This window comes from Siphonobacter sp. (assembly GCF_048595215.1).
Classification (GTDB): Bacteria; Bacteroidota; Bacteroidia; order Cytophagales; family Spirosomataceae; genus Siphonobacter.
Window position 1 is genome coordinate 1 of sequence record NZ_JBMDWJ010000136.1, and the last position, 16364, is coordinate 16364.

14 protein-coding genes and 1 pseudogene are annotated in these 16364 nt (G+C 50.0%); 5 read left to right on the plus strand and 10 right to left on the minus strand.

Translation table 11 applies throughout. The features are described 5' to 3' along the window. The 3 genes from ACOJTG_RS07810 to ACOJTG_RS07820 form a co-directional block, all read right to left on the minus strand. Positions 1 to 293, minus strand: a 293-nt coding sequence (locus ACOJTG_RS07810; RefSeq protein ID WP_420153294.1) for an MBL fold metallo-hydrolase, incomplete at its 3' end; no start/stop codon positions are given. Between the two features lie 90 nt (positions 294 to 383). Further along, positions 384 to 1430, minus strand: coding sequence for a response regulator (locus ACOJTG_RS07815; RefSeq protein WP_420153295.1), 1047 nt, complete (start codon positions 1428 to 1430; stop codon positions 384 to 386). Positions 1431 to 1440: 10 nt separating this feature from the next. Next, positions 1441 to 2991, minus strand: a complete 1551-nt coding sequence (locus ACOJTG_RS07820) for a PAS domain-containing sensor histidine kinase (RefSeq protein WP_420153296.1) — start codon at positions 2989 to 2991, stop codon at positions 1441 to 1443. Positions 2992 to 3143: 152 nt separating this feature from the next. Between ACOJTG_RS07820 and ACOJTG_RS07825 the strand changes: the two genes are divergently transcribed. Further along, positions 3144 to 3464: a thioredoxin family protein gene (locus ACOJTG_RS07825; RefSeq protein WP_420153297.1), complete on the plus strand. Its 321-nt coding sequence runs from the start codon at positions 3144 to 3146 to the stop codon at positions 3462 to 3464. A 71-nt stretch (positions 3465 to 3535) separates the two neighbouring features. On the opposite strand, the gene ACOJTG_RS07830 is transcribed toward ACOJTG_RS07825, so the two are convergent. Next, positions 3536 to 4435: an oxidoreductase gene (locus tag ACOJTG_RS07830; protein WP_420153298.1), complete on the minus strand. Its 900-nt coding sequence runs from the start codon at positions 4433 to 4435 to the stop codon at positions 3536 to 3538. An 82-nt stretch (positions 4436 to 4517) separates the two neighbouring features. Next, on the minus strand, positions 4518 to 5420 hold the full coding sequence (locus ACOJTG_RS07835) for a helix-turn-helix domain-containing protein (RefSeq protein ID WP_420153299.1): 903 nt from the start codon (positions 5418 to 5420) through the stop codon (positions 4518 to 4520). Positions 5421 to 5604: 184 nt separating this feature from the next. Between ACOJTG_RS07835 and ACOJTG_RS07840 the strand changes: the two are divergent. From ACOJTG_RS07840 to ACOJTG_RS07855, 4 genes and pseudogenes are all read left to right on the plus strand, one after another. Beyond that, a pseudogene (locus ACOJTG_RS07840) lies at positions 5605 to 6012 on the plus strand (heme-binding domain-containing protein); the annotation flags it as partial. A 117-nt stretch (positions 6013 to 6129) separates the two neighbouring features. Then, positions 6130 to 6558: a cytochrome P460 family protein gene (locus ACOJTG_RS07845; protein ID WP_420153307.1), complete on the plus strand. Its 429-nt coding sequence runs from the start codon at positions 6130 to 6132 to the stop codon at positions 6556 to 6558. 14 nt (positions 6559 to 6572) lie between these two features. Beyond that, a complete protein-coding gene (locus ACOJTG_RS07850; protein ID WP_420153300.1) occupies positions 6573 to 7040 on the plus strand; it encodes a hypothetical protein in 468 nt (155 codons plus the stop codon). Then, positions 7037 to 8050, plus strand: a complete 1014-nt coding sequence (locus ACOJTG_RS07855) for a sensor histidine kinase (protein WP_420153301.1) — start codon at positions 7037 to 7039, stop codon at positions 8048 to 8050. The genes ACOJTG_RS07850 and ACOJTG_RS07855 overlap by 4 nt, the downstream gene beginning before the upstream one ends. A 63-nt stretch (positions 8051 to 8113) precedes the next feature. On the opposite strand, the gene ACOJTG_RS07860 is transcribed toward ACOJTG_RS07855, so the two are convergent. The 5 genes from ACOJTG_RS07860 to ACOJTG_RS07880 all read right to left on the minus strand — a co-directional run. Then, positions 8114 to 9661, minus strand: a complete 1548-nt coding sequence (locus ACOJTG_RS07860) for a Fic family protein (protein WP_420153302.1) — start codon at positions 9659 to 9661, stop codon at positions 8114 to 8116. 246 nt (positions 9662 to 9907) lie between these two features. Continuing rightward, on the minus strand, positions 9908 to 10918 hold the full coding sequence (locus tag ACOJTG_RS07865; protein ID WP_420153303.1) for a redoxin domain-containing protein: 1011 nt from the start codon (positions 10916 to 10918) through the stop codon (positions 9908 to 9910). Between the two features lie 30 nt (positions 10919 to 10948). Beyond that, positions 10949 to 12313, minus strand: coding sequence for a RagB/SusD family nutrient uptake outer membrane protein (locus tag ACOJTG_RS07870; RefSeq protein WP_420153304.1), 1365 nt, complete (start codon positions 12311 to 12313; stop codon positions 10949 to 10951). A gap of 1 nt (position 12314) precedes the next feature. Then, positions 12315 to 15404: a SusC/RagA family TonB-linked outer membrane protein gene (locus ACOJTG_RS07875; RefSeq protein WP_420153305.1), complete on the minus strand. Its 3090-nt coding sequence runs from the start codon at positions 15402 to 15404 to the stop codon at positions 12315 to 12317. Between the two features lie 157 nt (positions 15405 to 15561). After that, positions 15562 to 16364: tetratricopeptide repeat protein (locus tag ACOJTG_RS07880; RefSeq protein ID WP_420153306.1), on the minus strand; the 803-nt coding region annotated here is incomplete at its 5' end.

The following is a 16364-nucleotide window of genomic DNA, read 5'->3' on the forward strand; positions in this document are numbered from 1 at the left end:
CGAATGGCTAAGCCCTCGCCCAGTAGTCGAGCCGATCGCAAGGTCTTGGGAGTCAGGTAAACGGGCAGTTGGTACTTACGGGCAAAATTGGTTGTTCCGCTAATGTGATCCGTATGCTCATGCGAGATAAAAATGGCCTTGATGGTATGGACCGATAAGCTCAACCGCCGCAGCCGGGATTCTATTTGCCGACAGGAAATACCTACATCGATCAGAACCGCATCCTGCCCGTTGCCTACGTAGTAACAATTGCCGTTACTACCCGAATTTAAAGACGTAATAAAAAGAGACATAGTCTCAAAGATACGGCTTGAGTCTTGAGGAATGCAATCTTTTCAAGGGTTGAGTGGTAAGGGACTCGAACCCCAGTCCCCTACTGACGCCTACCAGCCCGCTCGCCGTAATTTTTCTGGTTGCAGAATTCGGATGGAAGAACCGGCAATTTCAATGAGTCCGTCCTGTTTGAATTCGCTCAGCGTGCGAATAAGGGATTCGGTAGCCGTCCCCACCATCGATGCCAGATCGTCCCGCGAGTACTTAATCACCTGTTCGCCCACCGAGGTATGCAGGTGCAGTAGCGTATCGGCCACCCGCCGCCGCAGTGATCCGTAAGCCATCGTCAGCAGTTGCTGTTCCCGTTCGGCTACGTGCCCGGCCAGTAAGCGAATAAATTCCTGACTCACGGAGCGATTCGCCGAAAGCAGTTGCTGAAAGTCTTCCTTGGGAATGTAATGCAACTGGCTATCTTCCAGAGCTACGGCCGAGTCGGTATACTCCCGGTTTTCCAGTAAGGCTAAGTATCCGAAAAACGATCCTTCCTCGTAAATGCCCGTAATGAATTCTTTCCCATCGGCATTGGTCTTGATCGTTTTGATCTTTCCGCTTTTCACGAAGTACAAACGCAGCGGCTGGTCACCTTCGGCGTAGATGTACTGTTTTTTGGGAATGGTATGGACCTTCCGATCCGCCGAGAGGGATTCGAGTTTTGTTTGAGCATCGTCCAGAAAAGCTTCCAATCCGTTGCTTTTCAGGTCGTAATCTGTACGCGTCTGGTCGAGTTGTTCAAAGCGTTTGAGTCGGCCTTCAATCGCACTGAGTAATTCACTTTCGTCGAAGGGTTTGGTCAGGTAATCGTCGGCTCCCAATTCCATACCTTTTCTGAATTCACTCCGTTCGGTTTTAGCCGTTAGAAAGATGAAAGGCGTACCCGCCAGCGTAGGATTCCGCGAAAAGATATGCAAGACCCCGTAGCCATCCAGTACGGGCATCATAATGTCACAAATTACCAGATCTGGCTTGGCCGCCAGGGCTTTTTCAACGCCCACTTTACCGTTTTCGGCCGTTACGACGTTGTAACCAGCCAGTTCCAGAATTTCACACGTATTCTCCCGGATGTCCGAGTTGTCTTCAATCAACAAAATTGTTTTCATAGGTATAGAGCTATTGACCAGGTAAATGAATGGTTACGAGCGTCCCTTTTTCCAATTCACTTTTTAGCGTAATGGTCCCCCGCAGTAATTCCAGGTACTTCATCACAATGTGCAGGCCTAAGCCCGTTCCCTGGTAATTAATGGCGTTTTTCGCCCGAAAAAATCGTTCAAATAAATGCTTTTGATCTTCTTTGGAAATACCAATCCCCTGATCCTGAATAGCCAGGCACAGGCCCGTACCTTCCAGTGTCGCTTGTATGGTGATGACCGTATGTTCCCCGGAATACTTGACGGCGTTGGAAAGCAGGTTGACCAGAATTTTCCGTAGCAGCGATGCATCCGTCGGAAACAAATCCGGCGTTTGCAGGTCTAATTCAAATTCCTGTCCATTTTTCCGTAATCCCTGAATATCACTGAGTACTTCCTGAATCAGCGGTTCCAGAGCTACCAGCGTAATTCGGGCTTCCACTTTTCCTTCTTCGAGCTTACCCACGGATAAAAATTCTTCCAGAATATCATTCAGGTGATTCACCGAAGCCGTGATGCGTTGGACGTGTCGAAGGCGTTTGTCCTGCTGATCCGTTGCTGGATACTTTTCAATTAGCGAAGCCGAAGTTAGTACCGTTGTAAGCGGCGTACGGAACTCGTGGGAAGCCATGGAGACAAAGCGTGACTTCAGTTCGCCTAATTCCCGCTCCGTCTCCAGAGCCTTGGCCAATTCGTCTTTGGAACGTTCCAGTTGGCTTAAGGTCGTCATCAACGCGTGCGTACGGTCGGCTACTTTCTGCTCCAGGTCTTCGTTGAGACGTTCAATCCGTTGGTTTTGTAAGAGTAGGGCCCGTTCCGCTTCTTTTTTGAACGTAATGTCGATGATATATCCGACGGCGTAGAGTTCTTCCTCCACCTGAAAATAACTCAAACTGATTTCAACCGGAAACACCGAGCCATCCTTCCGCTGAGCGTACAGATCGCGGTTATGACCCATCGCCCGTACCTGCGGGTGGCGGTAAAAAGATTCTCGATCGTGTACATGCGAGCCCCGCTTGCTTTCAGGTACTAGCAATTCAATAGATTGACCCAGTAATTCACCCTCTTCGTACCCCAACAGTCGATAACCCAGGGCATTACACGAGACTATCTTTCCCTGTCGGTCGGATACAATGATCCCGATGGTGGCATTGGTAAATACGGCTTCGTAGCGGCGATCGTTAGCCTCCAACTGCTGCTGCATGTGTTGCATCAGCTCTAGGTTTTTCAGCCGAATCAATTGGTATTCACCGGAGATTCCTTTGAAAGCCGTGATTCGGACCAGACCTTTTAAAGACTGTCCATCGGCCCGCATTAATTCGATTTCCTGTTCGGTAGCATGGGCGGCTCCCCAAGAAAAATGAGCTTTCGCCTGAGCTAATGCCTCTGCTTCGGACGCGTACCCGAGGAGTCGGCATCCCGCCGGATTAATTCGAATAAACTGCTCCGTACGCAGGGCGTAAAGGGCCATTAAATCTTCCGATTCATCGAAAAGAAGGTTACTGAGTGTATGATAGTCAAGCTCGTCATTCATGCATAGGCGGCGTTACTAACCGGGGAAAACTGTCCGTATCCGAGCGGGCAAGTTATTAAATTCAGGTCAGGCAAAAAAAACATTGAGCAAAATCAGGCCTGAAGTTGACAGCCCTCATTCGGTAAGAAGGCCGGATGGGCCAAATTCGCTCTATGAAAGCCTTTGAAATCGTTGGCCCTTCGCAGAACCTAGAATCTGTCATTCGGCCCGTGCTGCTTGTTTTTTTTGGAGAAGCCCCGGCAAAGGCTTCGGCAGGATTGGTGCAAAAGGTAAAAGAAGAAATGGAACGCATTCGTCGCGGACCCGTCGATGTACTGGGCATTGAAAGCCTGTACCATCCAGAAGTCGTTCGTAGTTTCAATGTGACGATCTTTCCAGCCTTTGTACTCGTTGAGCAGGGAATGGAACGCTGGCGATACGAAGGTATGCTCAATCCGGAGCAATTGGAAACGGCATTGGCTACTCCCTCTTGAAAACAAAAGACAGCTTTAAAAGGCTGATGGGTCGTACTTATAAAAGTTACGACCCATCAGCCTTTTATTGATTAAGGATACACAAGACCCGTACTACTTTCGGCTTTTTCCCATAAGACTTTAGCTACCTCTGAATCTCGGGCGTTAGCCTGTATTTCGGTCAAAATCGGATAACCCCGTAAGCCCCCGTCCTGATCCGGACCGTAGAAGCCCCCCGGCACCACGTCCGGAGTTACCGCCGCGTACAACGAAGGTAAGGCACCCTGGGCCGGAGGCATTAATTCGCCGAAGCGGTCAACGGCCTGCTGATACGCTTCGGCACTCATGTAACGCGACAACTGCGACTGCGTAACGCCGGGGTGAGCGGCCAGGGAAAGCATAGTATCGCCCTTGGCTTCAATTCGTTGTTGCAACGCTTGCGTAAACAACAGATCAGCCAGCTTGCTTTGACTGTACTCGCGAGCAGCGTCATAGGTTTTTTCCAGCCGTAAATTTTCGAAATCCAGGTACCCGCTCTGGTACGCCAGACTGGTTACCGTCACCACGCGACTACCGGGAGTGGCTTGTAGTAAGGGATACAAATGGCCCGTTAACGCAAAATGACCCAGAAAATTGACGCCAAACTGAAGCTCGTACCCGTCGGCCGTTCGCGAAGCGGGCGGAGTCATTACGCCAGCGTTGTTAATGAGTATATCGAGTTGAGCATGCCGCTGGCGGAATTGCTCGGCACAAACGCGTACGGCCTCAAGACTGGTTAAATCCAATACAGCGATTTCCAGACTTCCTTTTCCACCGGATTGCTGTATTTCCTCAAGAGCCGCCTGAGCTTTCGCGGCGTCGCGGCTGGCCAGAATGACCTTTGCTCCGGCCTGATAAAGAGCCCGGGCGGTTTCCAGACCAATCCCACTGTTGGCTCCCGTAATAAAAGCTACTTTACCGCTTTGATTGCTGATTTGTTCGTTCGTCCACATAACACTTGCGTGATTTATACCGCAAAGGTCGAAGCAAACGGAGTCATCCATCGTACGAAAAACAAACGCAAAACTACCGAAATCAAACCGGAGCGAGTTTCCGAAACTGATTCGGCGTGTGTTGGGTATGTTTCTTGAAAAAGGCGGAAAAATGATTCGCTTCCTCAAACCCTAGACTCCAGGCAATGTCAGTAATGGTCCAGGATGTATGCGTTAGCAAGTGCCGGGCTTCCAGAATGATTTTTTCGGCAATCCACTGACTTGTAGTTTTGCTGGTTACTTCCTTCACGGCTCGATTGAGGTAATTAATGTGTACGCCCAACGGCTCGGCAAAGGCCGCCGCCGTGTGTAGGGACAGGCGTTGTTCACTACTTTCGATGGGGAACTGTCGATCCAGCAAATCCGTGAACAAGGTAGCCAGTCGCTCGGTTGCGTTCGTTGCTACACCGGTAGGATTACCCGCGGGCTGCATTTTCTGAGCGAGATGAATCAGGTTCAGTACCTGAGTCCGCACAAAATCGTCCTTGTACGCGTAGTCGGATTGTAACTCCGCCTTCAATTGCAAAAACAGGCTTTCAAAACGATCCGCCTCGTCACTTGCTAGGGGCAACACCGCGTACGCGGGTTGTTGAAAGACGGGATACTGTTTGATCGGCAAAAATTGATTGAAAAAGGCCTCGGTAAACACGCATACATAGCCGCGTTGTTCGTCGCTCTTTCGTTCCCACTGGTAGGGCAGCATGGGATTGGTGAACACCAAAGCACTTTCCCGAATCTCAAAGGTTTGTCGGGCGTAATGAATGAAGCTGTGACCCGTGACGAGGCTGATTTTGTAATAATCGCGGCGGTTGTAGGGGTGTGGTTGAGGAATGTGCAGGTCTTCTAACTTCAATACATCGAAATGACCCGTAGCTGCTCCTAGGGGAGTAGATTGGTCAATATTCCGGTTTTTGTAAAAGTTTTCTACGTTCACAAAAGAAGCCATCGTCTCAAAGGTAAAAGGTTCGACTTACGGTCAGCATAAGATCAAAAGGCTGGACAAGGTTCCTATATGAAGTGAATTGACCCCGCAAATGTCTACTTGACGGTTTAAGATGTCGGCTTCAACTCCGTTGCTCTTTTGCCTACACCAGACCAACGATAGTTTTGGACCCATAAATCATTCACCCATGAAACGATCCAAACGCATTCTTACCGCTCTAGCCTTACTGGTTTTTATTGGCGTGGGCTTACAAGTCACTTCACCCACTATTCCCAATCCGCCCGTTACGGGGAATTTCAAGGGTCCAACGGCTGTAACCGCTCTGTTCGAACGAGCTTGTTACGACTGTCATTCCAACGAAACGAACTTACGCTGGTACGACCGCGTAGCTCCGGCGTTCTAGTTGGTGGCTCAGGACGTTCGGGATGCCCGTGCCGGATTAAATTTTTCATCCTGGGATAGCCTGAGTCCGGGCGATCAGCAGAGCAAAATTTACGGAATTGTCAACATGCTTGATGCGGGACGGATGCCGTTGAAGGCCTATACGCTCCTGCACCCTTCGGCGAAGGTTACTCCGCAGGAAATCGAGGTGCTTCGCTCCTACGCGGTTTCTCTGGCCCAGGCCAAACCAGCTGATGCAGCGAAAATACACGCTGCTGATCATGAATTTGAGCAGTACAAACAGCACGCGACGCAACGACCTCAAACGCCAGTGGCCCTTAATGGTATTACCTATTTCGACGATTACAAAAACTGGAAACCCATCAGTACGACCACCCGTTTCGATAGCGGTACCATGCGGGTCATTTATGGCAATGACATTGCCGTAAAAGCCATTGAAACAGATCAGATTCGGCCCTGGCCCCAGGGTTCCATTATCGTGAAAGTCGTCTGGGATCAGTTAGAAAATACCAGTGGTGAGGTACGAGCGGGCACCTTCAACAACATCCAGATTATGATCAAGGATGACCAACGTTTTCCGGATACGGAAGGCTGGGGTTTCGCCCGATTCAATGGTTTGGAACTAAAGCCCTACGGCCAGTCGCTGGCTTTTCAAACGACCTGTTTTAACTGTCATAAACTGGCCGATAAAAATGGCTATGTCTTCGATATACCCCTTCGAAAAGCTGATCTTCACTAATCACGACCCTGGCTATGAAAACCTATTTTTTTCTGATTTTACTGGTGACGGGCAGTATCGCCTGTCAGCCCGACCGTTCCCCATCTACTCCTGTTCGTGAGGTATTTGACTCAAAAGGCTTACGCGTTATTACTTCCTTTTTCAACAAAAAAGCAGGTACGATGTCCACGCTTTACGGTAATCAGGCCGCATTTGATGCCGCTTTATCCGGCCACGCTTATCCCGTTGGAGGCGAAACCTTTACCTTAGCAACCTGGAAAAGCCTGAATAGTCCGTACTGGTTTGGTAGCGACATCAATGGTAAACTGGAATGTGTGGAAACCCTGACGTACCAAAACCGCCCTTCCCAAGGATTAGTTTTGCATTACCAATTAAAAAAATCAACGCCGGAACCCGTTCCGGATACACAGGCTCGCATCCGTATGATTTTAGCCCAACGGCCCTCGGTTTTTCCGGAAGACCCTGCTCCTAGGACTCCATGAAAAAAAACGTATTTAAAGTTTCCAGGCGGATGATTTGGCTCAGCTCATTACTGCTGAGCCTGCTGTCTTCCGTACCGAAAATTGCCGAGAGGCCCTTTCCGCTGGCAGAAGCCGTGGTCAACTCAATGATCACCCTGGTATTCGCTCTCTTTGTGTGGTACTACAATCTGTATTCGTTCCCCGACGAAAAGAACCGAACCATCGGATTTTCCGTACGGCATCTGGTGATGAGTCTGCTGTTGGGCCTGGTCGTTATGTTTGTACTGGCCTGTGTTCAGCAACTCATTTTATCGCATATTCATTTTGGTCCGGTCATGTTGATGGTAGAAACGCGGGGCATCCTTATCAATGTGATGTTCTACATGTTCCTGCATTTGTTGTATCAAAGTTACCAGACTCAACAGGTGGGCGTTGAGCTCGAACGCATCAAGTCGGATCACCTGGAGGCTCAATTCGAATTACTCCGGCAGCAGGTTAACCCGCATTTTTTGTTCAATAGTTTGAACACCCTGAAATCCATGGTGGAAAGCGAAGACGAGCATAGCGTAGAATTCATTCTTAAACTCTCCGACTTTTATCGCTATACCCTCGAAAGCCGCAAGCTGGATCTGATTCCCTTGACCGACGAACTGGAAATCATTCAGTCGTATCTTTTTTTGCTGAAAGCCCGTTTTGATGCGGGTATTGATCTGACCACCCAGGTATCGGAAGCTACGCAACATTCGCTGATTCCGCCCTTTACGCTTCAGTTGCTGGTCGAAAACTGTACCAAACACAACGTCGTTTCCCTGGAAAAGCCCCTGCACATCCGGATTTACGAAGAAAGCGGTTTTCTGGTCGTGGAAAATGATATCCAGCTCAAACGCGGACAGGTCGCTTCTACGAAAATGGGACTGGAGAACATCAACACCCGCTATACCCATCTGGTCGAGCAAACCATTCGGGTAGAATCGGATACGGACGTTTTTCGGGTAAAATTGCCCATTATCGCTAGTTATTCTCGGTCTTGAGCCCAGGCTGTTTTTCGCAACCTAGTAAACTGACTGATCGGGTTTCTTTATTAACGTACCGATCTAGTTATCCAGAAATATCTCCTGGAAAACCTGTTCAATCGCTTCAACCTCAGGGGCCATCAGTGACTTAAATTCCTTTGCCTTCGCCCGTTCGGAAAGCTTTCCATTCCCCTGTTCCAGGAATCGTACCAGCAGAGCTACCAGATCGTCGGGCATTTCGAAGGTATCATCCAGGTAGCTTTTGAATTGGTCATATTGCTGTAAGTACGCTACTTCTTCCGGAATCGTTTGCTGGGCCGTTTGTTTCACGCATTCGTACAAGAACTCAGCCGCCTGGGTTGCATCGAAGTAGCGGTACAGGTCCAAGGTTTCGTTCAGTACCTCCACATTATGATCGATCGTTGGTTTCCATTCGATCCTATCCAGCCGGGGTTTGGAGAAGGCCTCCAGTACCTGCCGATACGTTTCAATGTGTTCTAAAATGATGGCCGAAACGGGAAAAATAAGGCCCTTGGTCACGTACCCTTTGGCCGCCAGCACGTGATGAATCAGGTAGCGATGAATACGCCCGTTGCCATCCACGAAGGGGTGAATGAATACAAAACCAAACGCCACGACCGCCGCCGCCAGTACAGCATCAAAGGAAACGTCCTGCTCTAATTTTTGACTAGTTTCCAGCAGCCCCTGCATCAGCGTCGGCAAATCCTTCCAGCGAGCAGAAATATGATCCGGTATGGGCGTGCCTACCCGGCGGTCGTGTTCGCCAATGAAGCCTTCCTGTTGCCGAAAACCCATTTTTGTAAAGCGGGGATTGTCAATAACGATCTGCTGTAAACGCACCAGTTCTTCGGCGGTCAGGGGTTTCTGTCCGGCTTGTCCCAAGGCTCTTCCCCACCGCTGGGCCCGGGTTTGTGGCGGCTTTTCGCCCTCAATGGCGTAGGAGGCTTTCGAATCCTTTAACAGCAAAAAAGCCGCCGTTCGGCCCATCACGTCCGGATGAATTTTCCCAATCATCTGTTTGATGTGCTGGGATAAATCCAGTTGTTGGTAATTCTCTAGTACCGGCGTTTTTCGAATCATCGGACAAAATTCCCGCACGCCCGGCAGATTGTTCCGAATCCGCTGTCGCTTCGTGGGTATTCGCTCACTCGTGCTTCCGTATTGCAGCCGCTCATCGACCACATCCAGGTAATTTCCCGTCGTCAAGTCCGGCACATCGAGTAATTCTTCCAGGAGCCATTCATACAGAAACCATACTTTCCGACTGTACTGCCCCAATGGTTCCTGGGTTACCCATTCTACAATCGGTTGCGGCCCCAACGTTTCGAATAGCTTTTTGAGCAGCCCCAGTTCGATACCTTCGTATTTCAGGGCAAAGGTCAGGTGGGCCGCAAGCGTTTCTTCGGGTCGGTATCTAGGTGTAAAGACCTGCCATTCTTCCGTCTGGTACTGACGGTGTTTCTGACTAATGATCGCCAGTCGATCTGGTAAGGGAATCGCCAGCTCATAGGCCTGTAGCAAGGCCGCGTAGCCCGCGAGTTCTCCGGGTTCAGGAATAGTACGATCCAGAAAAACGGTCACCAGAGGAGGAGTAATCGGAGAAGCCATACGTTCAACTAATAGGATATGGTAAACGTATGAAATTTACTTATTTTTCATGAAAAATGATTACATATATAATTATTTATGAAAAGCATTTATACATAGACTGTTTTACTCCCATTAACCATCTAATCCTAATGTTTACTTGTACAGACAATGCGAAACCTGGCCTGTACCAATAGTACTAAAATAAATAAACCGGGAATCCCAACCCCCTCAGGCTGAGAAATCCCGGTTCGCCTATCGATTAATTTACTTGTTAGCCGCTGACTTTCGATACAAATCTTCCAGCTTGGCCGCCAGCTCTTCACCCCGTAAGTTACGGGCCACAATCCGCCCTTCCGCATCCAGTAAAACGTTCGAAGGAATCGCCCGTACCCCGTAGAGTTGAGCCGGGGCACTATTCCAGTACGCCAGATCCGAAACCTGAGGCCAGGTCAATTGATCTTTTTCAATGGCTTTCAGCCAGGCTTCTTTTGTTTTGTCGAGGGATACGCCCAGAATCGTGAAACCCTGATCCTTGTACTGATTATAGGTTTTTACCAGATTAGGATTTTCCCGACGGCAGGGACCGCACCAGGCCGCCCAAAAGTCGATCAATACGTAACTTTTACCGTACAAACTCGACAAACGCAGCGGTTTACCGTCGGGCGTATTCGCCTGAAAGTCCTTCGCTTTTTCTCCTACCTGCACGCTCCGCAACGTAGTAACGAGCTGTTTAAGCGTTTGTACGTAGGGTGTTTTCTGTAAGGATGCGTCCAACAGAGCTACATTCTTTTCAATTTCATCCGGTGTCAGACGATAGGAATATTCACGGTACAGAATATAGGTCGGAACAATGGACGTCGGGTGTTTCGAAATAAAGGCCTGAATTTCACCTTCTTTTCCCTGCCGGAAACTCGCTAGTAAATCCTGTCCCTGCGAGCCGGTTATTTTCGTATTCCGGTAATACTGAGCACTATCCAGTTGGATCGCCACTTGCGTATCACTTGCATCCAGAAACAGGAACTGATTACCGCGGGTCGTATCCAGCGTCAGTGCATACACTTCCGGAAGCTTCAATTTTCGCTGAATCTGGAATTTCCCATCCTTGACGGGCACGGCTTCCACCGTAAAGAACATTTTGTTGTGAAAGCGTTGCAAATACACCTTGCCCGTGTTCACACCGGCTACGGTTCCGGTGAGGGTAACAGGTGTTTGAGCCTGAGCGAGCGTAGCCAGACCGAGGCTTCCCGCAAGTGTTAAAGATTTGAGCAGATTCATGCGAGCATTGATTTGATGGAAAGATCGTATTTAATATCCCGGATTTTGCACTAAATCCCTATCAGCGGCTAAATCATTGTACGGAATGGGAAAAATCCATTTATTGGCATCCGTTACGCCGAGTACTGTTGCCGCCCGGTTGGTTCGTACCAGATCAAACCAGCGGTGCGGTTCAAAGGCAAATTCTACCCGCCGTTCGTTCTCCAGGGCCAGGGCCAATTCCGCCACCGTAGTCACCGTTAATGCCGCCACTTTCGAGCGAGCCCGTACCGCGTTTAGATCGGCCAGAGCACCCGCCACATCGGGCGTTGCCTTTTTAATACGGGCTTCCGAGCGGATCAGATACTGTTCAGCGATTCGGAACAGGTACGTCGGATTGTCGGACGTAGATCGCCAGTACAGCAATTGTACGAAGTAATTGCGAATAGCTGGTGTAGAAATATCCTTGATGAGCTGTTTCCGTTCCCCGCCCGTCGCTGGATTTTGCAGCAAAGCGTAGAGGTCAGGACCGGGGCAGAACTGATTCCGGTACCCATCGTTCGACCAGGAACCGTAGTGGGCACTACGGTCGGCGGTACTGTACGTCAGCTCGAAAATGGATTCTTTGGTATTTTTTCCGTTCAGGATTGTAGCCCAGCTTACCAGTTCATAATTGCTATCCGCAATCAGTTTGGATGCGTAGGTTTCCGCTTCCTGAAAATCACCATTGTACAAATGCACACGAGCCTTCAGGGCGTAAACCGTGTTCAGGGTCACGCGGTTGCGGTCCACGCGGGCGGGCAGAAGGCTTTCGGCGGTGGTCAAATCGGCCAGTACCTGTCGGTATACGTCCTTTTGCGTACTTTGCTTAACGCCATCGAAATCGCTGGGCGAAGTCGTCGGCTTTAAAATGGTCGGTACATTGCCCCAAGCCCGGGCCAGATCGAACAAAGCCAGGGAACGCAGGACATACGCTTCGCCAATGTACTGTTTGCGTACAGCTTCGGTAATGACCCGGTTATCCAGCTTCTCTACTTTGTCGATTACATTGTTCGCTCCGTTGACCGCCGTATAAATCGTGGACCAGACGTTATTGAGCAATGTATTGTCCGAACGGTACGAATGCGTGATGAAGTTGCTGTAGTAATTTAGTGTACCGACCCACAGGTTATCGCCACCCGCTAGATAGGCGGCGGCCTGGTAGCCGTCGCCGCCGTAGTAATTGCTCGACTGTAATTTGTCGTACACGCCCAGCAGGGCAACTTCCGCCGTCGCTGCATCGACAATAACCGACTGATCCGAAATGCTTTGCTGCGGTTCTACGTCCAGAAAATAAGATCGGCAGGCAGTCGTCAGTAGACCCGTCAGAGCTACCAGTACCAGACTGGAGGTATGGAAAAAAGATGTTCGTTTCATGTTAAAACGTAAGATTTAGACCTACTTCGACCGTGCGGGGGTGGGGAGGCATGGAAAAATCAAGCCCCTGAACGGTGGCGTTCGCGTAATCCTGAGCGGTATTGATTTCCGGATCTGGTCCCGAGTACTTCGTGAAGGTTAGTAGATTGGTAGCGTTGACGTACAGACGGGCCTGTTGTAAGCGTACTTTCGACAAAATGGCGGTTGGCAGAGAATAGCCCAGAGCTACGCTTCGCAGACGGATAAACGACGCATCTTCCAGAAAACGACTACTTTCAAAGTTGTGGTTGTAGCTACCGTCGGCGTTGGGTAAAATGGTCACCCGGGGAATGTCCGTTACGTCACCGGGTTGCTGCCAGCGTCGCATCTGGCTGGCGAGCAAGGACCAGGACGTACCCCGTGAACCCGCGTGTTCCTGAAAGTAGCGGTTCATGTTAAAGACTTTATTTCCCTGCGAGAAGTAAAAGAAGAACGAGAAGTCGAAGTTGTTGAACCGGAAACTGTTCCGTAAGCCACCGTAGTACGCGGGCCAGGCATTGCCTACAATCTGGCGGTCATCAGTAGTAATTTTCCCATCCTTCGTGCGGGAATCATCATAGATGGCATTGCCCGTTTGCGGATCGACGTACAATTGTTTGTACAACCAGAACGAATACATGGGCTGACCTTCCTGCAGACGTACCCAGTCGCGGTTGTACTGCGTGAACGAAATGGGCAGCTTCTCTATGGTATTGACGTTGTGGGCTACGTTGAAGCTGGTCGTCCATTCGAGCTTGTTACTGGAAATGTTCACGGACGTAATCTGGAATTCAAAGCCTTTGTTGCTCATTTCGCCTAAGTTCTGGAAGGACGATGAAAAGCCCGTTTTAGCCGGAATCGGTACCTGCAGCAGCAAATCCGTGGTGTATTTGTTGTACACATCCCATTCAAACTTCAGTCGGTTTGCAAACAAAGCGGCCTCCAAACCCACGTTCCACTGGCGAGTTGTTTCCCACTTCAAATTCTGGTTTGCCAGCTGAGCCGGCGACACCCCGGGACGATCCAGGTAGTTGTTACCTCCCGACCACAGCCCCAGCGAAGCAAAATCGGGGATGCTCTGGTTACCCGTCCAACCAATACTGGCTTTCAGTTTCAGATCATTCACGAATCGCACATTCTCCCGAATAAATCGCTCCTGTCCTAACCGCCAGGAGACCCCTGCGGATGGAAAAGTACCCCAGCGATTGTTGGCCCCGAAGCGGGAGGAAGCATCCGTACGCACGTTCAGATCCACGCTGTAGCGATTGTCGAAACTGTAGTTGGCTCCGCCGAAGTACGAAATCAGGCCCGAAGGCGTAATGCCGGTGGTACTGCCCGTCGTGATGGCGGCGGCTGAGATGGTGGTGAACTGCGTACTGGGAAAGTTGGTACCGGTAATCGTGGAACGTTGAAATTCATTCCGCTGGAGTGTATTCCCCAGAAAAACGGTCAGGAAATGCTTTTCGCCCAGGGGAGCAATGTAATTGAGCAATTGTTCGGCAATCCAGGTACGGTCGAGCGTGGTCGCGTTGGTGGCACTCCCATTGGTAGCTCTTCCTTCCGTCAGATTGGCGTTGTAGTAAACGGCTTCGTTGTAGTAGTTGTCGTCCAGACTCCAGGAGCTTTTAAAGGTGAGGTCTTTCGTGAGGTTCCATTTCAGGTACGCATTGGCAATCAGGTGTTTCCCGTACGCGTAGTTGTTAGAATTTTCCAACAGTACGTAGGGGTTGTTGAAGCGTTCCCCGCGGTTATAGGAACCATCCGCCGCGAAGAGAGGCGTGAGCGTTGGAGTATGCAAACCCGTATTCAGAATCCCACCCGTGTCGCCGGTACGGGCCAATTGTCGCTTCGTTGCACTGTAGGAGGTACTTAATCCGACCTGTAGTTTCTTATTAATCTGATGGTCAACATTGACCCGGAATCCCAATCGTTGGAAATCCTGTAGTTTCAGAATGGAATTCTGATGGGTGACTTCGCCGCCCAGGTAGAACTGCGTTTTTTCATTCCCGCCCGTAATCGACAGATTGTTGGATTGCTGTACCGCCGTTCGAAACACCAGACTCAGTCGGTCGTACGTTCCCTGATCTTGTGGGTTCCCCTGCCCTCCTTCACTAACGGGACGGAAAGGACGCGTAGCCGCTGGATTACCATCATTGATCCACTGCTCGTTAAGAATTTCGGCGTGCTGCGGACCCGTAGTCAGGTCCCAGAGTTTAGGAGCTTTGGCAACGCCTACCGAAGTAGAAAAATTGATCTTGGTTTTGCCATTTTTGGAACCCCGTTTGGTCGTAATGATGATTACCCCATTGGCTCCTCGGGCCCCGTATACGGCCGTGGCGTTGGCATCCTTGAGTACTTCAATGTTCTCAATATCGTTGGGATTAATATCCGCCAACGGATTCGTGGTTTGACCGCCCGTCCGTACGCCCTGCAATGAATTGCTATTGATAAATACCCCGTCAATTACGTAGAGCGGATCATTCCCGGCATTGATCGACGTAGCCCCCCGCAGGCGAACCAGCACGCTCCCGCCCTCGACGCCCGAGTTGGAAGAAATCTGCAAACCCGGCGTCAAACCCTGTACGCGTTCACTGAAACTAACGCCGTGCTGGTTTTTCAGATCTACGCCTTTGACCATGGAAACCGCACTCGTTTCGGCCCCTTTCTTTACCTGAGCGTATCCCACGACCACTACTTCGTTGAGTTCCTGATTGGCGGATACCAACTGTACCGCTAGCTGTTTTTGAGACCCAACCGTAACCTCCTGGGTGCTGTAGCCAACAAAGGAGAAAATCAGCACGTCACTAGCTTGAGCCACGTCCAGTTTAAACTGCCCATTGGCATCAGTTACGGTACCGATAGTCGAGTTTTTCAGTCGAACACTCACCCCTGGCAGGGCTTCGCCGTTAGCATCGGTTACGCGACCCTGAATCGGAAACACCCGATGACGAAACGAGGTAACGGAAGGAAGGGCATAGGTCCGTAGCGGAATACCCTCGCTCAGGCCCAGTACCGCCGCCAGACTGGCTACCTTCAACCAGCGAGGTCCCACTTGATTTAACCTTGAATACATGAAATAAATGGATAGATGAGAGAGAAAAAAGAATAGTTAACGATTATATATATACGTCACACAAGGACATATCTTTCTCACAGGCTAACTTTTACAGGTTAGCCACGTAAATCATGCGATTGGGTGGTATAAAGGATTGGGTTGGTTGTACTAAGAACTAAAGCGGATACAGACTTTTCTCGCCGTAGCGAGCCGTTTTGGCCAGTAATGCTGCGTATTCTTTGGCTTTCGCCGCGTCGCCTTTTTTCTGGTACACTTTATACAAACCCCACAAGCCATTGGCTGAGTGTGGATGTTTTTTTAGCAATTCTTCGTAGGCATGAATCGCGTGTTCGTAATGCTTCGCCTGTAAATGCACTTCGGCCAGACTGATCAGTACGGGACGAGCGTAGGAAGGCGGTTCGCTGTAGCCCAACTCTTCTTCCTTGATTTTTGCTTTTTCGAGTAAAGCAATGGCCTCATCCCGATGCCCCTGGGCATTTTTAATGAGCCCCTGTAATTCGAGTGAAGCCACGTTGAGGTCATTTACCCGGCGTGTATTGATGACGTCTTCTTCATTAAATTGATTCACATTCCGCCACAGCGTGGCATCAAGGGCATCGACGTACTTCTGGGCTTCCTCGACTTTGTTGCGACGGATCGCGTCCATACCCGCCGCGAAGTAGTACAGTCCATCTTTGTAAGCCATTGCTTTCACCGAATACAGACTATCATGGGGTGAAATGGCCTGCAAGCGTTTGGCAGCCCGGTCGTAGTAGCCGAAACAGATTTCCATTTTCACGGGAGCCAGAATACCCTGATAGAAAAACCGACCTTCGTACTTGCGTTTCCGCTCTTTGGAAGCGGGCATATTCTGTAGTTTCTCGGCGTAATATAGGGCCGTCGCATAACGGCCGTCTTCGGCACAGTTAGCCAGTAAGTAATTGATATTGTGAATGTAATTCCAGGCATCGACTTCCT